Source organism: Winogradskyella litorisediminis (assembly GCF_042675765.1).
Lineage (GTDB): Bacteria > Bacteroidota > Bacteroidia > Flavobacteriales > Flavobacteriaceae > Winogradskyella > Winogradskyella litorisediminis.
Genome location: NZ_JBHTJL010000003.1, coordinates 415236 through 439286, shown reverse-complemented (window position 1 = coordinate 439286; position 24051 = coordinate 415236). Strand labels below are relative to the sequence as shown.

Annotated in this window: 14 protein-coding genes; 4 read left to right on the top strand and 10 right to left on the bottom strand. The window is 33.2% G+C overall.

Annotated elements, in window-relative coordinates; all coding sequences use genetic code 11:
- Together ACFQ1Q_RS02010 and ACFQ1Q_RS02005 are read right to left on the bottom strand one after the other, a co-directional pair.
- Positions 1–7128 carry a BspA family leucine-rich repeat surface protein gene (locus ACFQ1Q_RS02010; RefSeq protein WP_386127451.1) on the bottom strand — a complete coding sequence of 2376 codons (7128 nt, stop codon included), beginning with the start codon at positions 7126–7128 and terminating at the stop codon, positions 1–3.
- 191 nt (positions 7129–7319) lie between these two features.
- Complete coding sequence (locus ACFQ1Q_RS02005) at positions 7320–8801, bottom strand: helix-turn-helix domain-containing protein (RefSeq protein ID WP_386127449.1); 1482 nt, start codon at positions 8799–8801, stop codon at positions 7320–7322.
- A gap of 276 nt (positions 8802–9077) precedes the next feature.
- Between ACFQ1Q_RS02005 and ACFQ1Q_RS02000 the strand changes: the two genes are divergently transcribed.
- The 4 genes from ACFQ1Q_RS02000 (at position 9078) to ACFQ1Q_RS01985 (ending at position 13056) form a co-directional block, all read left to right on the top strand.
- Entirely contained in the window at positions 9078–9707 is a 630-nt protein-coding gene (locus tag ACFQ1Q_RS02000; protein WP_386127447.1) for an NAD(P)H-dependent oxidoreductase, read from the top strand.
- 55 nt (positions 9708–9762) lie between these two features.
- Positions 9763–10194 carry a hypothetical protein gene (locus tag ACFQ1Q_RS01995; RefSeq protein WP_386127445.1) on the top strand — a complete coding sequence of 144 codons (432 nt, stop codon included), beginning with the start codon at positions 9763–9765 and terminating at the stop codon, positions 10192–10194.
- A 3-nt stretch (positions 10195–10197) separates the two neighbouring features.
- On the top strand, positions 10198–11394 hold the full coding sequence (locus ACFQ1Q_RS01990) for a DegT/DnrJ/EryC1/StrS family aminotransferase (RefSeq protein ID WP_386127443.1): 1197 nt from the start codon (positions 10198–10200) through the stop codon (positions 11392–11394).
- An 87-nt stretch (positions 11395–11481) separates the two neighbouring features.
- On the top strand, positions 11482–13056 hold the full coding sequence (locus ACFQ1Q_RS01985; protein ID WP_386127441.1) for a family 16 glycosylhydrolase: 1575 nt from the start codon (positions 11482–11484) through the stop codon (positions 13054–13056).
- On the opposite strand, the gene ribB is transcribed toward ACFQ1Q_RS01985, so the two are convergent.
- The 8 genes from ribB to pheT all read right to left on the bottom strand — a co-directional run bounded on the left by ribB (position 13053) and on the right by pheT (position 23890).
- Positions 13053–14201: a 3,4-dihydroxy-2-butanone-4-phosphate synthase gene (gene ribB, locus ACFQ1Q_RS01980; RefSeq protein WP_386127439.1), complete on the bottom strand. Its 1149-nt coding sequence runs from the start codon at positions 14199–14201 to the stop codon at positions 13053–13055. The genes ACFQ1Q_RS01985 and ribB overlap by 4 nt on opposite strands.
- Positions 14202–14232: 31 nt before the next feature.
- Entirely contained in the window at positions 14233–16218 is a 1986-nt protein-coding gene (locus tag ACFQ1Q_RS01975; protein WP_386127437.1) for an LptF/LptG family permease, read from the bottom strand.
- Between the two features lie 3 nt (positions 16219–16221).
- Positions 16222–16860 carry a LolA family protein gene (locus ACFQ1Q_RS01970; protein ID WP_386127435.1) on the bottom strand — a complete coding sequence of 213 codons (639 nt, stop codon included), beginning with the start codon at positions 16858–16860 and terminating at the stop codon, positions 16222–16224.
- A gap of 27 nt (positions 16861–16887) precedes the next feature.
- Positions 16888–19317, bottom strand: a complete 2430-nt coding sequence (locus ACFQ1Q_RS01965; RefSeq protein WP_386127433.1) for an FtsK/SpoIIIE family DNA translocase — start codon at positions 19315–19317, stop codon at positions 16888–16890.
- Positions 19318–19524: 207 nt separating this feature from the next.
- Positions 19525–19902 carry a diacylglycerol kinase family protein gene (locus tag ACFQ1Q_RS01960; protein ID WP_386127431.1) on the bottom strand — a complete coding sequence of 126 codons (378 nt, stop codon included), beginning with the start codon at positions 19900–19902 and terminating at the stop codon, positions 19525–19527.
- Between the two features lies 1 nt (position 19903).
- Positions 19904–20404: a thiol peroxidase gene (tpx, locus tag ACFQ1Q_RS01955; RefSeq protein ID WP_386127429.1), complete on the bottom strand. Its 501-nt coding sequence runs from the start codon at positions 20402–20404 to the stop codon at positions 19904–19906.
- A gap of 205 nt (positions 20405–20609) precedes the next feature.
- A complete protein-coding gene (locus ACFQ1Q_RS01950; RefSeq protein WP_386127427.1) occupies positions 20610–21461 on the bottom strand; it encodes a phosphatase PAP2 family protein in 852 nt (283 codons plus the stop codon).
- A gap of 2 nt (positions 21462–21463) precedes the next feature.
- Complete coding sequence (gene pheT, locus ACFQ1Q_RS01945; RefSeq protein WP_386127425.1) at positions 21464–23890, bottom strand: phenylalanine--tRNA ligase subunit beta; 2427 nt, start codon at positions 23888–23890, stop codon at positions 21464–21466.
- Positions 23891–24051 lie beyond the last annotated feature (161 nt).

Below are 24051 nucleotides of genomic sequence, written 5' to 3'. Positions count from 1 at the left end.
TTATCTTTTTATTACAACATAACCTTTTAAGGTCTCAAAATTATTAGGCTCGTTTATTACAAACTGAAAGAAATAAGTGCCTTCTGGTAGTATGCCAGCACCCATTTTTGTTTTACGGTTGGCAATTCCTCTAAATACATTTGTGGTATTATTATAATTATCAATCTCAAAAACCAAATCGCCCCAACGGTTATAAATCATGACTTTATTTTGTGGATGTTCTTCTATCCCTGTGATGTTCCAAAATTCATTAATGCCATCTCCATCAGGTGAAAAACCATATTTAACATCATTTTTAGGTGGAGTTAGAGTTGTAAAAACAGTTTCTTCGCAACCAATGGCGTTGCCATTAGCATTGTATGCTGTTATTGTAACATAATAAGTTGTATCACCATCTAAGTTGTCTTCAAAGTCGTAGAATAATACCAATCCAACATCAAAGTTGTCTAGTAGATCAACACCACCAGATGTTGTACCAATACTTAACAAGTAGCCATCAGCTTCTGATATCTCATTCCACGTCAGTTGAACATCAAGCTCTACATCCAACTCTTCATTTTCAGGATTATTAAGAATTGTACATCTAGGTGTTTTTACAATATCAAAAGTTTCAGTTGTACAGTTTATCGCCTCAATTGTTCCGTTTTTTGGAGTTATACTTACAGATACAATTTCGTTAACTAAAAACGGATTTGTAAAGTTGAAAAAGGTATCCGTAGTTTCAAAATCAGTAACGTTGTTATTAGCCGTACCAGAAATAGTAATGGTATAACTGGTTGCATTTGAAACAGGATTCCAATTAATTTGGTTTAAATCTGTGGCAATATCTGTATCGCCGTTTAGCGGAGTTGAAAGCGAAGTACAATCAGGAGTTTCGGGAATAATAGTAAAACTTTCTGAGGTACAATTTTCAGCCTGAACTGTAACATTTATAGGTATAATGGTTACTGTAACGATTTCGTCATTCAAAAATGGATTTGCAAAGTCGAAGAAGGTATTAGTCGTTTCAAAATTAGTAACGTTATTATTAGCCGTGCCAGAAACGGTAACACTATAAGCAGTAGCGTCTGCAACTGGGTTCCAAGTAATTTGGTTAAGCGTCGTTTCAACGTCAACAGCGCCATCAACTGGGCTTGTAAGATTTGTACAGTCTGGTGTAGTTGGAATAAAAGTAAAACTTTCCGAAGTACAACCAACGGCTTCAATATTACCATTTATAGGTGTAATTGTAACAGTAACAGTTTCGCTATTTACAAACGGATTTGTAAAGTTGAAAAAGGTATCCGTGGTTTCAAAATCAGTAACGTTGTTATTAGCCGTACCTGAAATAGTAATGGTATAACTGGTTGCACTTGTAACAGGATTCCAAGTGATTTGGTTTAAATCTGTGGCAATATCTGTATCGCCGTTTAGCGGAGCAGAAAGAGAAGTACAATCAGGAGTTTCGGGAATAATGGTAAAACTTTCTGAGGTACAGTTCTCTGCCTGAACTGTAACATTTATAGGAATAATAGTTACGGTTACGACTTCGTCATTCAAAAATGGATTAGTAAAGTCGAAGAAGGTATCAGTCGTTTCAAAATTAGTAACATTATTATTAGCTGTGCCAGAAACGGTAACACTGTAAGCAGTGGCGTCTGCAACGGCGTTCCAAGTAATTTGGTTAAGCGTTGTTTCAACTTCAACAGCGCCATCAACTGGGCTTGTAAGATTTGTACAGGCTGGAGTAGTTGGTATAATGGTAAAACTCTCCGAAGTACAACCTACAGCATCTTCCAACGTATTGAAAGGTACAATAAATACATTAACAACTTCTCCGTTAACAAATGGATTTGTGAAATTGTAGAAGGTATCCGTAGTCTCAAAATCGGTAATATCGTTATTTGCTGTCCCCGAAATGGTAATTCTATAGGATGTTGCATTTGTGGCTGCATCCCAAGTGATTTGGTTTAAATTTGTCGCAATATTTGTAGCTCCATTAACAGGACTAGTGAGGTTAGTACAAACAGGATTTGTAGGAGTAGGAGCAACTGTAGTGAAACTTTCTTCAATACAATTTGTAGCATCTCCAACAGCATTGTAAGGTATTATTGTAACATAATAACGTCTGCTATTGTCTAAATCGTTTGGTATATCATAAAAATTGAAATTACCAACGTCAATATTATTAGCTATTTCTATACCGCCAATTGTTTCGCCAATACTTATTAAGTAGCCAGTAGCTTCTGGCACTAAGTCCCAAGTTATATTTGTATCTATTGGCACATCAATAGCGTCGTTTAAAGGGTTTGTCATTGACGTACATGACGGTGGTCTTGGTATTGTTTGTGTCGTAAAACTTTCTGTATTACAATTAACTGCGTTCCCTTCGTCATTATAAGGTGTAATTGTTACGTCTATTAGTGTTTCTTCAGGCAAATCTGTTGGTATGTTGTATGTCGTTATATTTCCAACATCTTCATTATTAACTATAATAACGCCTGCAGGATTTGTAGTTACATTAAGTATGTATCCATTGGCGTTAGTGATTGGAGACCATGACAAATTGGTGTCTACCATGATATTTGAAGAACCATTAGTTGGTATGGTTAGTTGTGTGCAATCCGGTATTGTAGCAATATCGTTTGAAATGGTAAAACTTTCTGATGTACAAGGACCAACAGCGCTACCTTCATCGTTAAAAGGAATTATAGTTACTGTGACTGTTTCACCACCTGTAAAATCTGAAGCAAAATTATAAGTTGTACCGTCACCTAAAGTTTCATTTATAATAACACCTGAAGGCTGAATTTCAATTTCTAAAGTATAGCCGCTTGCAAATAAAACATCTTCCCACGCTATGTTTGTATTCACAGGAACATTAGTAGCATTGTTAAGAGGCAACACAAGTTGTGTACATTCAGGGATAGGGCAATCTAATATATCGCCATTAATAGACCAACCAAAATTATCTATTATTGATTGTCTTTGTTGTAATGCGTCACAGTAGAGTAGTGTATTAGCACCTAAATTTAGTCCAGGTGTTAGGTTTTGGTTTGACCAAGCGATTAATGTTGCATCATAATTTTCTCTTATTAAGCCAGAGTTGTCTAACATATTAGAGACATTATTTACTGACTCAATATCCCAAACACCAAGATTTTGGTTAAAAGCTGAAGCGTTAGAAAACATACTTTGCATATTAACGTTGCCAAATGTCCAAGCATCCATAATTTGATTGTATGACGTAGCGTCTCTAAACATATTTCTCATGGTTTCGACACCAGAAACTCGCCAATTATTTAAAATTTGGTTAAAAGAGGTTGCTCCAAAAAACATGTCTTCCATGGTCAGTACACGTCTAACATTCCAACTATTTATTGGGCTGTTAAATGCTGTAGCTTGAAAAAACATGCCTTCCATAGTAGTGACAGAAGCAACATTCCATGAATCCATTGTTTGATTGTAATTAGTTGCTTGGCTAAACATTTCTTGCATAGTCGTTACATAAGATACATTCCAAGTATCTATATTTTGATTAAATACAGATGCATTTTTAAACATTTCACTCATATTTAAAACCTCACCAGTATCCCAATTATCTAAAGGTTGATTAAATAGAAAAGCCTCTTCAAACATCGATTGCATATTTGTCACTGAAGCTACAGTCCAAGTATTTAAAGGATTATTGAATATACTAGCACCTTGAAACATGGAGTTCATTAGTGTTACGGAGCTGACATCCCAATTATCTAAAGGTTGATTAAATGCGATAGCGTTTTGAAACATTGAAACTGTTGAAGAAACTGCACTTACATCCCAAGTATTAATTGGTTGATTAAATACAGCAGCATTTTCAAACATAGAACTCATGTTTACTACTGAATTAACATCCCAACTATCCAGAGGCTGGTTATAAGATGTAGCGCTTTCAAACATGCTAGCCATATTTATAACATTGGTGACATTCCAAGTATTAATGTTTTGATTAAATGAAGTAGCATTTCTAAACATTGAAGACATGTTAAGAACAGATTCCACATTCCACGTACCTATAGGTTGATTAAATGAAATAGCATTTGAAAACATCCTGTCTGTGGTTTCAACATTATTTAATAACCACGTGTTTAAGGGTTGATTAAAAGTATTAGCAGACTCAAACATTTGACTCATAGTTAGTACATTTTGAACATTCCAATCATTGATTGGTTGATTAAAATTACTAGCGCTTCTAAACATTCTTGCCATATTAGTAACTGCATTTACATCCCAGTTGCCGATTATACCATCAAAATTTATGGCGAACTGAAACATATCTTCCATATTGGTAACATTGCTTACGTCCCAGTTATTAAGTGGCTGATTAAATTGCGCAGCGCCTTGGAACATGCTATCCATATTTGTGACGCTACTTACATTCCAGCCGTTCAATGGTTGGTTAAATGCATTTGCGTTTTCAAACATTCTATCCATGGAAACTACATTTCCTACATTCCAACCATTAATATTTTGGTTAAACGCATCTGTTCTAAAAAACATTAACGACATGTTGGTGACATTGGTAGTGTTCCAACTATTTAAGGGTTGGTCAAAAATTGTAGTAACTCCAAAAGTTGCAAACATATTTGTGACATTACTTACGTCCCAATTATTAATATTACCATTAAAATTTCTACAAACAATGAACATACGACCCATATCTGTAACATTTGACAAATCAGGAATATCTGTTGCCAGATATTCCATGTTTGTACAACCGGCAAAAGCCCCTTGCATGCTTTGCCATTGGTATGTTCCCCATTGGTCTATGGATAAAAGTTTTGGAGCATCACTGTTAAACTCTTCATGTCTAGGTGCAGGAAAATCTCCAATAATACTTACTGTATACACACCAGGAACTAAGTAAGTGTGTATTATATCTGCTGAAACATTATTGTCATATTGTCCGTCTCCCCAATCTATGGAGTAATTATAAGTAATACCTGGGCTAGTCTCTATTTTTAATTGATTTACAGGAGTTGTTTGGTTAATAACTTGTATAGAGGTATCATATGTTAACTTAAAAGAATTAGGATTATTTACCCAGCTTTCTACGGTTGTAAATTGGGTTTCTTGGCATCCTTCTGCAGGACCTTCGGCATTATAAGGAACAACAGTTATAAATACGATATCTCCTGGAAGAAACTCATTAGTAAAATTAATTGTGGTAACATTACCGATGTCTAAATTATCGGCAGGAAAGCCGTTAATGTTAACAAAGCTTCTTACACCATTTCTTTCAACTTCTAAAGTTACATTATAGCCATCAGCATTTGGAGCTGGTTCCCAGACAATATTTGAGTTTGCAGGCACATTTGTGTCTCCAGCAATTGGAGAGATAATGTTTGTACATAATACAAAAGAACAATTGACGCTATCGCCAGTAATAGACCAACCATTTGTGTCTATAAGATTTTGGCGTTCCTCTAAGCTATCGCAATATTCTAATCCGTTAGCTCCAAGTGAAACATTATTTTGTACTGATTGAATACTCCAACCAATTAAAGTATTATCATAATTTTCTAAAGACATTCCACAGTTATCAAGCGCAGCTGACATTGAGTTTATATTAGAAATATCCCATGAACCTAAATTTTGATTAAATGCAGTTGCTCCTCTAAAACTATTATTAAGAGAGCTAACATTAGTAATATTCCAATTATCCAACGGTTGATTAAAAGCTATAGCATTAAAGAATAGTCCAGAAATATCAGTAAGGCTATTAGTAATCCAAGTATTTAAAGGCTGATTAAATGTTTGTGTTAGAGTAAACATTCTAGACATATTTTCAACAAGCTGAACGTCCCAAGAACTTAAAGACTGATTGAAAGCTCTCGCATCATCAAACATCTGCTGCATATTAGTTACATTGCCTACATCCCAAGTATCTATAGATTGATTGAAAATAAAAGCATCCATAAACATGAAACTCATATCTGTAACGTTTGCAACATTCCAATTATCTAGTGGCTGATTAAAATTATCTGCTTCTCTAAACATGCCAGACATAGTAATTACATTAGACACGTCCCAATTATTAAGTGGTTGATTAAATAATCCCGCATCTCTAAACATTTCAGTCATATCTGTAACGTTTGTAACATTCCAAGTACCTATTTGCTGGTTAAATTGTGCAGCATCATCAAACATTTCGCTCATGTTTGTTACACTACCAACATCCCAATTCCCTATTGATTGATTAAACTCTCGTGCATCATTAAACATATCTGACATATCAGTGACGTTACTTACATCCCAATTATCTAATGGTTGATTAAAGAGCCTTGCATTGTTAAATGTTCCTGACATGTTATTGACATTAGCAACATTCCATGAGTTTAAAGGCATATTAAAAACTCTCGCTCCTGAAAACATAAAACTCATGTTTGTAACTTGATTAACATTCCAGTTGTCAATATTCTGATTAAAATCACCAGCTCCGGAGAACATACCAGCCATAGTAGTAACTAAATTAGTGTTCCAGCTATCTAATGGTTCATTAAATAGACCAGTTCCAGCAAAAGTTTCAGACATATCTGTAATAGAGGAAGTATTCCAATTGTCTACTGGTCTATTAAAGATACTAGCTCCAGCAAAAGTGCCTGATATATTGGTAATATTACTTACATTCCAATTATTTACAATTCCATTAAAAGCCGAACAATCTCTAAACATATTTCTCAACGAAGTAACTTGAGATAAATCTGGTGGCGCAATGGCATCAAAATTTAAATTTTCGCAACCATAAAAAGCATTCTCCATACTTAGCCATTGTATATTTCCCCAACTGAGGATTTCTTCAATTTTTAAACGATCACCCTCATCATTAAAATAGATAGCAGGAAAAACTCCGCTAATACTAACATTGTATGTACCAACTGCTGCATAAGTATGTGTTATATTTCCTGTTACATTAGTATCTATATTTCCATCACCCCAATCTACTGTGTAATTATAATTAGTAAAAGCTGGGTTTGTAGGAATTTCAATTTGGTTGTCTGCGGTTGAATTGTTATTGGTATTAGCGGTATTCCAAATAGCAGTAAAATCTTGAGCATTTGTATTTAAGCTAAAAAAAAGAAAAAATAATAGGAGCAATTTTTTAAGCATAATTATTGGGGGATTGGTAGGTGATAGATATTAATTTTTTTCTTAAGATTTCATTAAATTTTAAGTCAATTAAACATATTTGTAATTATAGCAACATTAAATGAAAATTTAAATAATTATTTGTTTTTAAAGGTACCAACCCAAGGAGTGGAACATCTTTTATGTTTTACAAGTAATAGATATAGCAGATATCAGTGGGTTTCGCGATATTCTGATGGAGTTAGTCCAGTGTGTTTTTTAAAAACACGGTTAAAAGATGTTTTGCTTTTAAAACCAGAATCAAAAGCAATCGCAATCATTTTGGTGTTTTTGTAATTTTTGTCCTTAATCAATTTTTGAGCTGTTAAAACCCGATAGGAATTTATGAAATTGTAAAAATTCTGTCCGAAAGAATGATTTAAAACTTCCGATAAATTATGTGTACTTACACCAACCTTTGAAGCTAATTCAGCTTGATTTATATCTGGATTAAGATAAGGCTTTTCTTTATCCATAAACTCTAAAATAGTCGTCTTTAGCGTTTCTCTATCTCGTTGAGTTAATGAGGTGTTTCTGTAAGGTTTTGCTTCCTTTTTATTTTCTTTTTTATAAAAACTTACAACTTCTTCTAAACTTAAGTTTTCTGCTTTTATAATTTCTTTTTCAATTTCAATTTTCTTCTTTCTTTTAAAGAGAAAAAATAGAAATAAACTTAAAACAAATAAAGATAACGTACCGTAAATTAATAGTTTATTACTTTTTTTTGATAGGCGGTTAATGTGTTTTTCTTTAATTAATATGTCTTCTTTTAAATCAGTGTTTGTAGCATTTTTTGTGTCGTTCAAAAAAATTTCTTTAAGTGAAGTAAATTTTTTTTGTGCGTCATACGAGGCTTCAAAATCGTTTTTTTGCTCATGTACTTTTGCTAAGTACTCGTATGTATTCATTTCTGTTTTTAAAAGATTTTTATTTTCTGCTATCTTTTTACAAGCATTTAGACTAATCAAAGCGCTATCTGTTATATTAAGATAATAATTGGCAATACCAATATTTAGAAGATATTCTGCCTTAATTTTAGTAGATTGTTTAAAAAACGGATTATTTGCAATGCTTTTGCTAATATCCAACACTTCTTGATATTTCTTCAATTTTAGAAGAATATCCGAAATCTTATTTACGGAAGATACCTTAACTAATTCATCATTATTCTTTTCACCTAGGTCTTTTGCTAAATAAGAATATTCTAATGCCTTTTTGTAATCTCTTAAAATTATGTAATTGTCTGCAATTCCTATCAAAGCAGCAGCTTTAATTTTATATGATCCTTCAACGTTATTAGCCGTTTTAATGACTTTTTTCATAGCATCATTAGCCTTCTCGTATTCTCCAATATTATTGTAGGTATTACCCATATTAATGAGCACAACTGCTTTGGTCTTAAAATCATTAGGTATTTGTTTGCTGACTTTTAGTGCTTCATGATAAAGTTTTATAGCAGTTTCACGCTGACTTATACCATTATAAAATATGGCTTGATTTGTTAAAGCTAAAACATGCATTTTATGAAATTCATTTTTTTTGGCAATTACCAATAAAGAGTCACTATAAAGTTTATGATTTTTATAGTTTCCTTCATTATATGCGCTTTGTAGCTGATTAAAATATTGTTTTGCTTTTTGTCTATCGACTGACAAGTCTTGTGCTTGGCAAATTAATAGAGTAAAAAAATAAAAAATCAGATAAAGATGGAGTTTTACTTTTTTCATTTTATAAAATGGTAAAGTAAAAATATGAAACTCAATTGAAATGTTTTACAATAGCTTACTTAAAAACAAAATTTTATAAACGTTTGAGTTTCTAAAATCTTATCAGTGTAAGTCTTCAATAATTATTAACCTTTTTTGTATTCTTAAATTCATATTTTTTATAAATATATCGTTACAATGTTCCGTATTTTTGCAAAAAAAAGAATGGATATTATAGAACAGTTAAAGTGGCGCTATGCGACAAAAAAGTTTGATTCTGAATTCGTTTTATCAGACGAAAAACTTCAAGTTTTAAAAGAAGCCTTTAATCTTACGGCATTGTCTTATGGTCTTCAAACACTTAAGCTTGTAATTATTAAAAATAAAGCGCAACGCGAAAAACTTGTTGAGTACTCTTTTGGTCAAAGGCAAGTTGCAGACGCATCTCACTTATTGGTGTTGTGTATTCAAGAAAAAATAGATACTGCAGATGTTAATGAGCATTTTAATAATATAGTTAAAATACGAAATACACCAGATACAATTTTAGCTCCTTTTAAAAAACAACTTAATGCCACCATAGAAGCGATGCCAAATGGAAAAAAAGCCAATTGGGCAACTCGCCAAGCATATATAGCTTTAGGTAATTTAATGACTGTTTGTGCTTTAAAAAACATTGACAGTTGCCCAATGGAAGGCTTTAATCCTGAAGCTTATGATGAAGTACTTAAGCTAAAGAAAAAAGGTTTAAAGTCGGTATTATTATTGCCCGTAGGAAAACGAGCCGATGATGATATGTTTGCAGAACTAAAAAAAGTACGAAAACCATTAGAGGATACAATTATTGAATTGTAATTTTCAGTCTATTTCAGCGTTCAAAACTCGTATATTTGTAACTCAACATTTTATTATGAAAAAACTTTTCATCATTTTTTTAGCTTTTTTATTTAGTGGCTTTGTTTACACTCAGAATATAAAAGAATTTTCTAGCTATGCTCAAGCCATGCAAGAATTTTCGGTAGGAGCTGATGAAGAAAAAATCATGGTAATTTATTTCTACGATGGTGAAAATTCTAAAATCGAAAAGAAGATTAAAAAACAGATTTTGAAGTCTAATAGTTTCAAAGAATTAGGTAAAGATTTAGTTTTACTTCTTGTCGATACTTCAAAAAAAGAACAGGCACGCGCATATAACTCTAGAGCTTTAAGAGCATTTAATTCTCAAAATATTATGCCTTCTTTAAAAGTTTATATTCCTGGACATCGAAAGGAATTGCCATTGCAGACCAATTTTTCAGACCAGGAGATTACAACCTTTTTATCAAAAATTAAATCATTATAATTTATGCCAGGATTTGAGCTTTTTGGTGATGCAGAGCGCGAAAGTGTAAAAGACGTATTAGATAATGGCGTATTAATGCGTTATGGTTTTGATGGTATGCGCAATGGGCATTGGAAAGCCAAAGAATTAGAAGCGCAGCTTTGTAAAACGTTTAATACAAAACATGTACAATTAGTTTCTAGCGGAACAGCTGCAGTATCTGTTGCGTTAGCCGCTGCAGGAATTGGAACAGGAGATGAGGTAATTATGCCAACATTTACATTTGTGGCAAGTTTTGAAGCGATTATGATGCTTGGAGCTATTCCTATTCTGGTAGATATAGATAGCACGTTAACTTTAGACCCAAAAGCTGTAAACGCTGCAATTACCCCAAAAACTAAAGCTGTAATGGCTGTACAAATGTGCGGAAGCATGGCAAATATGGATGCTTTAAAATCTATCTGTAATGCACACAATTTAGTATTTGTAGAAGATGCTTGTCAGGCTATTGGTGGTTCCTACAAAGGTCAACCTCTAGGAAGTATTGCTGATGTTGGCTGTTTTTCATTTGATTTTGTAAAAACAATGACCTGTGGTGAAGGTGGCGCTGTTATTACAAATAATAAAGAATTTTACACCAATGCTGATTATTACAGTGACCATGGTCACGACCACATTGGTAACGATAGAGGTGCAGAATCTCATCCTTTTTTAGGTTATAACTTTAGAATATCAGAATTGCATGCCGCCGTAGGTTTAGCTCAGGCTAAGCGTTTACCAGAATTTTTAGCAATTCAGAGAAAGAATTTTGATATTATACGAAATGAATTGGCAAAAATTCCTGAAGTAGAATTTAGAACTGTGCCAGATGGCGGAGTTGAAAGTTGTGCTTTTTTAAATTTCTTTTTACCAACTGCAGAAATTTCTCAAAACGTTTCAAAAGCGTTTAAAGAAAACGGAATTGATGTTTGTTGGAATTATTACGAAAATAATTGGCACTATGTACGCAAATGGCATCATCTCAAAGAGGCTAAATCATTGTATCCTTTATCGTCAGAAATAAAATCTGCTTTAGATACACTAAAAACTAAAGATTTTTCACAATCAGATTATTTTATAAGCCGAAATATTTCGTGTTTGATTAAATTATCTTGGACAGAAGATGAAGTAAAAGCTCGTGCTTTTAAAATGAGAGCTTGTATCGAAGAAGCTTTAAAATAGCTTTTCTAATTGGTCGTATGGTTTATGTATAGGTAAAACCTTTGTTTGTGATTTTTTTTAAGTCTAAGTTTGAAAAAAGTTTCTCAAATGATTAGAAAGTACATATTATTTCTTGCCTTATTTTTAATAATACCCCAAGTTTTTTCGCAATCGCTGCCTATTACTTTTTCAAATAATGACGAAGCCTTTTTAGCCTTTGCTGGAAGTGGTTTTGCGTTTCGTTCTGTGTCTCCTTCAAGTGAGTTAAATCGAGGAGGTCAATTTTTTAACGATGGTTCAAATGCTTTTCAAGGGTTTTATCTAGATTTTGCACAACCTTTAAATTTAAATGAAAATAATAGAGTTTTTACATTAAGATTCTTTTCATTCGATCCTAATAATCATAATATTCTTTTAAAACTAGAAGACTCTGCAAATACAGACGCTCAAGTTCAAGTAAACTTCAGTGTGCCTTCGCCATCAGCTTGGATTGATGTAACCTTCGATTTTGGTAACGCAGTAAGTAGTGCTGACGGTTCTACACCAGTTGATGTAATAGGAAACTATGGGCGAATGGTTTTATTCATCGACGCTGGGCAAACAACACCAGGCACTTATATAATTGATGATATTAATAATGGTGCCACAGCGCCTCCAAATCAAGACGATATAGATTTTGAATATACCGAACTCGTTTGGTCTGATGAATTTGATGGTCCAAACGGTGCTATTGATGCTTCAAAATGGCACCATCAGACAGAATTACCAGCAGGAGGTAATTGGTATAATGGTGAACTTCAGCATTATACTAACAGAATTGATAATTCAAAAATTGAAAATGGTTTTTTAATTATTACAGCTAAAAAAGAAAATTTCACTAATCAAGGGTATACTAAGGAATACACATCGGCGAGATTGAATTCTAAATTTGCATTTACTTATGGAAGAGTAGATGTACGTGCTAGATTACCTTTTGGAAATGGAACTTGGCCAGCAATTTGGACTTTAGGCAAAAATATAAATGAAGATGGTGCTTATTGGGATAACCAAGGTTACGATACAACTAGTTGGCCAGCGTGTGGTGAAATTGATATAATGGAGCATGGTTTACATGCCGTAAATGAAGTTAGTTCTGCGATACATTCGCCTTCAAGCTTCGGAAACACAATGAATACGGAAAAGCAATTTTTATCAGACGTGGCAAATGAATTTCATACTTATTCAATGAATTGGTCGCCAAATAAAATCGTTTTTTTGGTAGATGACGTTCCTTTTTATACTTACAATCCAATTAATAAAGATGCTTCGACTTGGCCATTTACTGAGGATCAATATTTATTGCTTAATATTGCTATGGGCGGAATTGCAGGTACAATAGATTCAAATTTTACACAAAGTGAAATGGTCATAGATTACGTACGTGTGTATCAAGAATCTTCTTTAAGTTCTGTAAATAGTTCAATTGCTAAGATAAAAGTACATCCAAATCCAGCTTCAGAAAATATAACTATTTCTTCAACCGGCACAATTGATACTATTCGTTTGTATAATATTTTAGGTCAATTAGTTTCTGTAAATAGAAACACCAAAACGATAGATGTTTCAAATTTAGAAAAAGGTATATATATCTTGAAAATTAGTTCAGGTAATATGCAAACAGAACGAAAAGTTACAGTTTATTAGAAATTTACATAATCAACAATTTCTAATCCGTAACCAATTATACCAACTCGTTTGGTTTGTTCGCTGTTAGAAATAAGTTTGATTTTACTGATATTAAGGTCGTGTAAAATTTGAGCACCAATACCAAAGTCTCTTTTATCCATTGCTATGCTTGGTGCTTTAGAGATTTGTCCTTGTTTTTGCGTGTCTTTTAAAATAGACAAACGATTTAATAAATTAGTCGACTGATTTTGCTGATTAATAAACACAATTGCACCTTTTCCCGCAGTGTTTATAACATTAAACATATCATCTAATTTTTGGTCTGCATTATTGGTTAAAGTTCCTAAAATATCGTTATTTACTAATGTCGAATTGATTCTTGTTAAAACCTCGTCACCACTTTTCCAGCTTCCTTTTGTTAAGGCTATATGAATTTGATTGTTTGTAGTTTGTTCGTAAGCACGAAGTCTAAATTTTCCAAAACGTGTTTCAATGTCAAAATCTTCTTTTTTATCAATTAAAGAATCGTGTTCCATACGATAGGCTACCAAATCTTCAATCGAAACGATTTTTAAATCAAACTTTTTTGCTACATCAGCTAATTGTGGTAAACGCGCCATCGTTCCGTCTTCGTTCATAATTTCAACAATACAACCAGCAGGTTCAAAACCTGCTAATCTTGCAAAATCAATAGCAGCTTCTGTATGGCCTGTACGTCTTAAAACGCCACCTTCTTTTGCAACAAGCGGAAAAATATGTCCTGGACGTGCCAAATCAAACGATTTGGTATCATTACTTACTAATGCTTTAACTGTTTTTGCTCGGTCACTAGCCGAAATTCCAGTAGTTACACCATTACCTCTTAAATCTACAGAAACAGTGAAGGCTGTTTCCATTGGGTCAGTATTGTTAGTCACCATCATGTGTAAATCTAAATCTTTACAACGTTGTTCGGTCAATGGTGTGCAAATTAATCCGCGACCATGAGTTGCCATAAAGTTTATCATTTCTGGTGTTACTGTTTCAGCGGCAGCTAAGAAATCGCCTTCGTTTTCTCGGTTTTCATCATCAACGACAATAATAACCTTTCCTTGACGAATATCTTCAATAGCTTCTTCAATCGTATTTAAAATAACTTTGTTGCTCACAGACTCAGTAATCATGGTTTTGTTTTTTGCTTTTGCAAAGATACGCTTAATTTATTTTTTCAAGGCAACTCAAATGAAAGTCTTGTTTCATTTTACTTCTTGTAAAAAAGTAGAGAATTGGGTATATAGGAAGACCTAAAATTAGAGCAAAAATGCGTTTTTTAACTTTAGAAAACCCAAGTACTTTATAAAATTTTAAATAATATACAGAAGCAACAACGGTATATAAAATGTAAATGCCAAAAGAAATAAAACTTAATGTTTTTACAATTTCAGCAAGTTCTGGTAATTTATTATTCTTAAAAACAAAAAATAAAATAAGTAATATGGCACCTAAACTGTAGGTCACTAGATTAGTGATAGAGTAATCTAAGTAATCTTTTAAAAACAGTTTTGCTTTTTTTAAGTTTTGTGGAATATTAAGTCCATGTTGTCCAAGTTTAGTTAAGGTAGTTTTTCTATCAAATAAATGTTGAAGCGCAATTTGTTTTGGTTTTTTGTCTATATCGTATTCGTTTTGATTTTTTACAACGGTAACCAAATCCTCTATGCTGTGTTTATTGTAATAGCTGTAGGATTGTATGCCTCTTATAGACGCTAATTCACTTTTTGATTTTGGAGTAAATAATTTTTTTATTGGTACGGTGATAAAATCAAGATTAATTAAACCTCTATCATTTGTTGCACGATATGTTAGATAAATACTAAGTGGCAACATTATTAATGTAGAAAGCCATGTACCTAAAGCTGGGTCAATAGAGTCTGTTTTGGCATTATTTTTTATAAATATTCCTATAAAATGATAGGTCAAAAATAAAAGTATAGCTATAACCATAGGTAATCCAATGCCACCTTTTCTTATTAATGCGCCTAATGGTGCTCCCACAAAAAAGAGGATAATACATGCAAAACCTAGTGCATATTTTTCGTGCAAAGCAATGATATGTCTGTTTCGGTTAGATGTTGTGCTTTTAAAAGTATTTTCGTTTGTGCTTAATATTTGAGCTGTACTACTAGCGGTATTAAAGGCTAAATTGAGTATTTGAATTTTTGTTTTTGTAGGAAAAAGGTCTAAAACATCACCTTCAAAAACACTATCTTTTTCTATAGTAATTCCTGTTTTTAAACTTGCATATGTACTTCTGTTATACAAACTTTGCGAGAGATTGTTATAGTCTGTAGCGCGTTTTGTATATAGGCTATCAATGGTGTAGTTTAAGGCAGAAACATCTAACATTGAGTATTTATCATCGCTAGTTTTTTCATCCAAATCTACATTGCCAATATTACCTAAATCCATATTAATGGTATAAATATCAAATTGGCTTTGTGCGTGTGGTTTTCGCTTATTAAATTTTCTTATGTCTCTACTGATAAGTTCATCATAATAATTACCATTATAAAGTTCTAATTTTAAAATATTAGAATCTTCAGCGCTTTTTAATTCGCCACTATCAGCAATAATAACGGTGTAATTACCATGTCTAAAGTTTTTCTTTTGATGAATAATAACCTTTTTTAAAAACTGACCACGATCGCCACTTTTCTTTTCTACTCGGATATTTATATTTCCAATTTCGTTAAACTGCCCTTCAGCAATTGCTAATGCAGGTTTAACTTTTGCAATATTTCGTCTTAAGTTATAAAATTCAAACTCGCCCCAAGGAATTACATTATTGGCAAAGAAAAAGCAACCAATACCTAAAGCTACAATAAACACCGAGAGACTTCGCATAGCGCGCTGCAACGAAATGCCTGTAGATTTCATTGCTGCAAACTCATAGTTTTCGGCAAAATTTCCAAAAACCATAATAGATGCTAATAATACGGTTAACGGAATTACAAGTGGAATTAATTTTGGAGAATAATAAAATATAAACTTAAATGTAGTAACAACATCCAAATCCTTACCAGCAAGCTCTGAGATATAAAGCCAAAGTCCTTGTAAAACAAAAATGAACATAAATATTACAAATATGCTCACAAATGTCCTTAGATAAGTTTTAAGGATATACTTGTCTAAAATTTTCAAGGATTAGTCTATTTTATTAATATAATAATCTGAGTATTTGCTTTTGTCAAAAGTAAAAAGGCTTTCTGGTAACTCCTGATTTGTTTTGAAAGAATTAACGGTTAATGTTGTTTTTACACCACTTTTTCCAATTTCAATAAGATTGTAAATGTGCTTAGTTGTGGCGTCGATTCCGAGTAGAACATGCTTAATTTCAGAATTGCTGTCAATCGGTGTCAGTTTTACATACTGAATTTTTCTTCCTTTTACATTTTGGACAATGTCCATTTTATATGCATAACCATCTTCGTAAAATGACAACATTTTACTTGGAGTAATAGTACCTTCATCTTCAGTATTTTCTGAAGAAATAGTTACTTCCTCGTCCTCTGGGCTTATATTATAAAGTGTTTTGCCGTCATATATTCTTGTAACGCCTAACACATTTAATACATATTTATCTCCCGAAATAGTAACGTCACCTTTAGTTTCTTGACTTACGTTTTCTTCGTTAGTGTTATTTAACGCATATTTAAAATCTACGCTAATATTATCGTATGCCTTTACTTTTTGGCTCACTTCTTTTAATAAAGCTTCTGCATTATCCTGGCTAAATACTGTACTTGTAATCAATAATGCTAAAAGAATTCCTAATTTTTTCATTTTTAATTTTAATATTTTAAGCCAATTTTATTGGCGTTCGTTTTCTAATAATTGTTCAAGAGCTAATAAATCTGGTACAAGCACTTGTCTGGCTTTACTACCTTCAAAACCACCAACAATTCCGGCAGCTTCGAGTTGGTCAATAATACGTCCTGCACGATTGTAACCTAACTTTAGCTTACGTTGCAGTAAAGACGCTGAGCCTTGTTGTGCTGTGACTATAATTTCTGCAGCTTCTTTAAACAATTTATCTCTATCTGCAATATCTATATCAAGAGTTGTGCCACCATCTTCGCCAACATATTCTGGCAGTAAATACGCATCTGGATATGCTTTTTGCGAGCCGATAAATTCAGTAATCCGTTCAACTTCAGGAGTGTCTACAAAAGCACATTGAATACGGATTAAATCATTGCCTTGCGTGTATAACATGTCACCTCGACCAATGAGTTGGTCTGCACCAGCACCATCTAATATGGTTCGGGAATCTATTTTAGACGTTACCCTAAATGCAATACGCGCAGGGAAATTCGCTTTGATTATACCTGTAATTACGTTAACCGATGGACGTTGTGTGGCAATAATTAAGTGAATACCAATGGCACGAGCTAATTGTGCTAAACGCGCAATTGGTGTTTCGACTTCTTTACCAGCAGTCATAATCAAATCAGCAAACTCATCAACCACCAAAACGATGTAAGGCAAAAACTGATGGCCATCATTTGGATTCAATTTTCGGTCTTTAAATTTTTTATTGTATTCGGCAATGTTTCTACAAAATGCATTTTTAAGCAATTCGTAGCGGTTATCCATCTCTATACAAAGGGAATTCAACGTGTTGATTACCTTTGTGTTATCGGTAATAATAGCATCTTCGCTATCTGGAAGTTTCGCTAAATAATGACGTTCAATCTTGTTGAAAAGCGTTAATTCTACCTTTTTAGGATCAACCAGTACAAACTTAACTTCTGCAGGATGTTTCTTATACAAAAGAGAAGTTAAAACGGCATTTAAACCAACCGATTTACCTTGACCTGTTGCACCAGCCATTAATAAGTGTGGCATTTTAGCCAAATCAACAACTAAAGTTTCGTTACTAATAGTTTTACCTAAGGCAATTGGTAGCTGCATTTTAGATGCCTGAAACTTTTTTGAAGCTATCGCAGAATGCATCGATACTATTGTAGCTTTTTTGTTTGGCACCTCAATACCAATCGTTCCTTTTCCAGGAATTGGTGCAATAATTCTAATTCCTAAGGCTGAAAGCGATAGAGCGATATCATCTTCAAGATTTTTAATTTTTGAAATTCTGATTCCAGCTTCTGGTACAATTTCATAAAGTGTAACAGTTGGACCTATAGTTGCTGAAATACTAGTAATTCCAATTTTGTAATTGAGGAGTGTTTCTACAATTTTGTTTTTATTTTCTTCAAGTTCATCTTGATCTATAGAAATACCTTCGTTATCGTATTGTTTTAGAAGGTTTAACGGTGGAAACTGAAAATTGCTCAATTCCAAAGTTGGGTCAAATTGCCCAAAGTCTTCAACTAACTTGTCTGCTAGGTTATCAGTTTCAGATTTTTCTTCTTCAATAACCTCAACCTTCATTTCAACCTCAGGTTCTGGCTCAAGTTGTTTTACTTCCATTTTCATTGCCTTTGCAGGTTCAGAAGTTATTGATTTTAAAGTCTCCGTTTCAACTTTTGAATGTTTTGAAATTGTTGGCTCTAAATTTTTAGGAATATCAAAAGCAGACTTTATAGCTTCAGCTTCTTCAGAAAGACTATTGTCTATAGGAACAATATCTTCTTCAGAATTTGTTTGTTCAGCGGAATTAAAATCGTTCTTCAAATCTTTTTTCGCTTTATTGAAAAGAGAAACGAATGTATCGCCAGTCATTTTAAAACGAATAGCCAAATAAACAATTAGCCCAAAAGTGAGTAGCAGCACAGTACCAATTTTGCCAATATAGGCTTGAAAAAAAGTATTCATCTCGTAGCCAATCGTGCCACCTAGAATATCATATTTATGCGTAAAAAAACCTAATAGAATTGATAACCAAATAACAATTAAAGTTCCCCAAATCCAATGTTTACGGAGTTTAACCAAATTTAGATTTAAAGTCACATAAACACCTGACAAAAACAATAATCCCGAAAATATAAACGATGGTAAACCAAAACCTTTAGTTATAAAAAGCTCACTAAGTTTTGCACCAATTTGACTTGCCCAATTTTTGGCTTCGACTTGTCGCGATGGAAATTCTGCCAAAATACTTTGGTCTTGTTTGCCGGTAAATAGAAAGGAAACAAAGGAAATAAACAACAGCACACCCAATATAATAAGCAAACTACCAACAATTAATTTTTGCTGATTAGATAACTTTAAAGACGGTTTTTTAAACGCCTTTTTGGTTTTGGTTGTTGCTTTTTTAGTGGTTGATTTCCGTTTTGCCATTTATAATTTTAAAACCTTTTTTGTGTTTTATGGCATGAGAACTGCCGTAATTCAAAAATACAAATTAGTAACGTTTATCCTAACGGTTTTGGTATTATTGCTAAGGGTTTATTAACAATTAAATGTATTATAGTAATGAGTACATCGTCAATTTGATTAGAACAGTTTTTGGAGGTCTCTACTGCGCTCAACAAGACAAAGATTTTATTAACTAAAAACCTTCGGTAAGTAAATAATCCCAGCAACCACAATAGCAATTATAGACGCTATAAAAACTGCGCCAGCGCCAACATCTTTGATAAGTCCAATTTTTGGATGATGTTCTGGGTGAATAAAATCGGCAATATACTCAATGGCAGTATTTACGCCTTCAACACTCATGACCATAGCAATCATAACCAATTGAATAAGCCATTCAGTTGTAGAAATATGAAAATAAAAACCTGCAATTGTTACTGCCGTGGCAATAATCAATTGCAGTTTAATACTGTTTTCAGTTTTTATTAAGACCATTAAGCCTTTAAAAGCGTAACCTACACTTTTAAGCCGGTTTTTAATAAAAGGTTCTTTTTTAGGGTTTGGCATTCTAACTCAACGCATTTAGTGCCGCATCATAATTTGGCTCGTTTCCAATTTCTGAAACTTGCTCTGTATGTAGAATAGTGCCATCAGTATCTAGTACCACAACACAACGCGAGTGTAAAGATTCAAAAGCGCTATCTTTTATTGTAACGCCATAGGTTTCTCCAAATTTACCATTTTTATAGTCTGAAAGATTTTCGACATTATTTAGACCTTCTGCACCACAAAAACGAGCCATAGCAAATGGCAAGTCTTTAGAAATACACAGCACTTTTGTATTGTCTAGATTGCTAGCTTTTTCATTAAAAGTTCTTATAGATTGCGCGCATACACCCGTATCAACGCTTGGAAAAATATTTAGTACTAATCTAGAACCTTCATAGTCCTTCAAAGATTTATCAGCCAAATCTGTATTGGTTAATTTAAAATCAGGTGCTTTGGTTCCTGTTTTTGGAAGTGAGCCAACGGTTGTAGCAGGATTTCCGCCTAAAGTGATATTTGCCATTTTTAATTTCGTTTTTGTGAATGTTAAAATTAACAAATTAACCGTGTTATTTTGTTAGGGAAATGATAATGTTTTTTTGTTATGAGGGCTTTTAGCAATAAATAGTTACAAGTCAGAAAGCAGTATTTGGTAAAAGCCTAATGTCATTTAATTGTTAAGCTATTAATTTGTTGATTTTTATTGATTAATTTACAATGGTCATTAATTAAAACGTACCAACAATCCCAATTTGGTTAGCACCAAATCTAAGATTCCAAGAAATCTGTTTTTCTTTTTTATCAATGCCGTAGGCATCCTGTTTGTTTAAAAATCTATCAATGGCGTCGACTACAAAAATACTTACAGCTGTACTAAACGCAATATCACTCAGCCAATGCGCATCATCAACTAAGCGTGATATTGGCGGTATTGCACCAACACTGTAAATACCTAATTTTACCCAAGGATTTTTAAATTGTTTTGCAATAGAATGTGCCATAGTTACTGACAAAATCGTATGACCAGAAGGAAAAGAGGTGTAACCTACGTTATTTGCAAAATGTTTGAAAGTTAAATGACCTTCATTACGACCTGGTCTTGCACGACCAACAGCATTTTTGGTAAAAGTTTGAATTAATCCTGTAGTAATAGATGATGAAATTATGAGTACGCTTGTCTTTCGTATTTTTTCATTTTTTGTAATGAGTCCAAAACCATAAAGACCAGCATTGGCCATAAAATAATTTTGTGGACTGCCAAAATACCAACCAAAATCTCTTACAACTGTAGGGAAACCATCAACATTACTCTGAAACACATGTCTAACTTCTCTGTCGGCAAAAGTTAAAGATGCTGTACCGCCAATTAAAATACCTAATTTAGCAAAATCATCACCTTTCCAATGTAAAGGTCTTGTAAAGGAATGGCCAACGGCTTTAATCGTATTTTTAGCGTCATCTTTAGCCATTTGCCATATGGTAATGGTGGAGTCGTTTTCTATGTTTTGAAGCTGCTGGCTAAAACTATTGCAAACAAAAATAAATAACGCTACAAATAAAATTAAGCTTTTTGCTTTCATAATTATCTTAATTCTGCTCCTAACTTAGTTTCAAAGTTTGACTGTAATTTACTCATAATTTTGTCAATCTGCTTGTCGTTGAGAGTTTTATGTTCATCTTGAAGCGTGAAACTTATAGCATAACTCTTTTTGCCTGCAGGTAGGTTTTTACCTTCGTAAACATCAAAAAGATTAACATTTTTAAGTAGGTTTTGCTCAGTTTGCTTTGCGATACTAAAGATATCATCAAAAGTTACTTTATTATCTATAAGTAATGCAAAATCGCGTCTAACTTCAGGGTATTTGGGTATGGCTTTAAATTTTATAGCATTATGTTTTGCCATTTCTAAAACATTGTCCCAATTAAAATCGGCATAAAGCACATTTTGCGAAATGCCAAAATGCTTTAATACTGATTTTTTAACTAAACCAAAATCTACTAATTTCTTTTTTCCTATTGATAAACTTACACCTTCACTCAATAAATCTGTTTTTGTCGGTGCAGATTTAAATCGATTTAAGCCTAATCGTTGAAATATTGCTTCAATAGTGCCTTTTAAATAGAAAAAGTCACTAGCCAATGTTTGTATATTCCAACGTTCTTCGCTTTTATTTCCAGTAACAAAAACCGAGAGATGTTTGTATTCTTCACGATTTTCATTGTATTGGTGGTAGGTTTTTCCAAATTCGAAAAGCTTTAAATCACTTCGTCTTCTATTAATATTATAAGCCACAGCTTCCAATCCAGAAAATAATAACGATTGTCGCATAACCCCTAAATCTTGACTTAAGGGGTTTAGCATTTCTACGTTGTTATCGGCATTTAATTGCTCAGTTAGCTCCATATATTTTGAAGTTGTTAGAGAATTTGCCATAATCTCATAAAAACCTTGAGAAGCTAGCTGATTTCCAATTGTATTTTGAAGTTTATAATCTTCGAAACGTCCAGAATTAGAAATTGAAGCATTTAATTTTTCAGTAGTACCTATATTATTGTAACCGTAAACTCTAAGAATTTCTTCAATGATATCCGCCTCGCGTTGAACGTCATTACGGTAAGCCGGAACAGTTAATCCCAGACCAGTTTCAGTAACATTGTTTACTTTAATCTCAAGAGACGTTAAAATGCTTTTAATAGTTTCACGAGGAATTTCTTCGCCAATTAATTTTTTTGCATTGTCAAAACTTAAACGTACTTGGAAATCTTCAATCTTGTTAGGATATGTATCCGAAATATCACTCGAAATTTCACCTCCAGCAATTTCAACAATTAGTAAAGCTGCACGCTTAAGTGCATATTCAGTGATATTTGGGTCAATACCGCGCTCAAAACGGAATGACGCATCAGTATTAAGCGCATGACGCTTTGCTGTTTTACGTACACTAACTGGATTAAAATACGCACTCTCTAAAAAGATGTTGGTAGTGTTTTCAGTAACGCCAGAATTTAATCCTCCAAAAACACCTGCAATACAAAGAGGTTTTTCGGTATCACAAATCATTAAATCTTCTTTATCAAGCTCGCGCTCAATTTCATCGAGAGTTGTAAATTTGGTTCCAGCAGCACAAGTTTTTACTTCAATTTTGTTTCCAGTAATTTTATTAGCATCAAAGGCATGAAGCGGTTGCCCGAGCTCATGTAAAACATAGTTTGTAATGTCTACAATATTGTTTATCGGCGATAAACCAATAGATTTTAAGCGGTGTTGTAACCAACTCGGCGATTCTTCAACTTTTACCCCTGAAATTGTTACACCACAGTAGCGAGGTGCTTTTTCTTTGTCTTTTACATCGACATCAATCTTTAAAGAACGTGCATCTACATGAAATGCACTTACCGAAGGCGTAATCATTTCAACATTAACATCTTTTTGTAATAAACCAGCTTTTAAATCGCGGGCAACACCAAAATGACTCATGGCATCTGCGCGGTTTGGTGTTAATCCGATTTCAAAAACTTCGTCATTTTCAATTTTAAAAATCTCGGATGCAGGAGTGCCTACTTTTAAATTGGCATCTAAAATCATAATACCATCATGCGATTCGCCCAAACCAAGTTCATCTTCAGCGCAAATCATGCCGTGGCTTTCTTCGCCTCTTATTTTTCCTTTTTTAATTTTCCAAGCTTCGCCTTCAGCCGTATAAAGTGTTGTTCCTATAGTTGCAACTGGTACTTTTTGTCCGGCAGCCACATTAGGCGCACCACATACAATTTGTACAGGTTCGGCTTCTCCAATATTTACCGTGGTCACTTTAAGTCGGTCTGCATTTGGGTGTTGTGTGCAGGTTAATACCTCACCGATTACAATGCCTTTAAGTCCACCTTTTACAGATTCGTAAGTTTCAATACCTTCAATTTCTAATCCAAGGTCTGTAAGTAATTCGCCTGTTTTTTCGGCGTTCCAATCGGTATTTATAAACTGCTTCAACCAGTTATAAGATATCTTCATAATCTCAAAAATATAAGCGACAAAGATAATAATACTTGTAGGTTAATGAAATATACGTCTTTAAATTTTGGTAACTAATATTTATTGCTTTTATAATATTTAACGTAATGATGTAAAGCTGTGTCATAAATCTTAATTTTTTTTTATGTAAGGTTTTTGTT

What these genes read in the sequence shown, in the direction of transcription:
- ACFQ1Q_RS02010 (WP_386127451.1), bottom strand. Translation starts at nt 7,128, where the DNA reads ATGCTTAAAAAATTGCTCCTATTATTTTTTCTTTTTTTTAGCTTAAAT.
- ACFQ1Q_RS02000 (WP_386127447.1), top strand. Translation starts at nt 9,078, where the DNA reads ATGGATATTATAGAACAGTTAAAGTGGCGCTATGCGACAAAAAAGTTT.
- ACFQ1Q_RS01995 (WP_386127445.1), top strand. Translation starts at nt 9,763, where the DNA reads ATGAAAAAACTTTTCATCATTTTTTTAGCTTTTTTATTTAGTGGCTTT.
- ACFQ1Q_RS01990 (WP_386127443.1), top strand. Translation starts at nt 10,198, where the DNA reads ATGCCAGGATTTGAGCTTTTTGGTGATGCAGAGCGCGAAAGTGTAAAA.
- ACFQ1Q_RS01985 (WP_386127441.1), top strand. Translation starts at nt 11,482, where the DNA reads ATGATTAGAAAGTACATATTATTTCTTGCCTTATTTTTAATAATACCC.
- ribB (WP_386127439.1), bottom strand. Translation starts at nt 14,201, where the DNA reads ATGATTACTGAGTCTGTGAGCAACAAAGTTATTTTAAATACGATTGAA.
- ACFQ1Q_RS01970 (WP_386127435.1), bottom strand. Translation starts at nt 16,860, where the DNA reads ATGAAAAAATTAGGAATTCTTTTAGCATTATTGATTACAAGTACAGTA.
- ACFQ1Q_RS01965 (WP_386127433.1), bottom strand. Translation starts at nt 19,317, where the DNA reads ATGGCAAAACGGAAATCAACCACTAAAAAAGCAACAACCAAAACCAAA.
- ACFQ1Q_RS01960 (WP_386127431.1), bottom strand. Translation starts at nt 19,902, where the DNA reads ATGCCAAACCCTAAAAAAGAACCTTTTATTAAAAACCGGCTTAAAAGT.
- tpx (WP_386127429.1), bottom strand. Translation starts at nt 20,404, where the DNA reads ATGGCAAATATCACTTTAGGCGGAAATCCTGCTACAACCGTTGGCTCA.
- ACFQ1Q_RS01950 (WP_386127427.1), bottom strand. Translation starts at nt 21,461, where the DNA reads ATGAAAGCAAAAAGCTTAATTTTATTTGTAGCGTTATTTATTTTTGTT.
- pheT (WP_386127425.1), bottom strand. Translation starts at nt 23,890, where the DNA reads ATGAAGATATCTTATAACTGGTTGAAGCAGTTTATAAATACCGATTGG.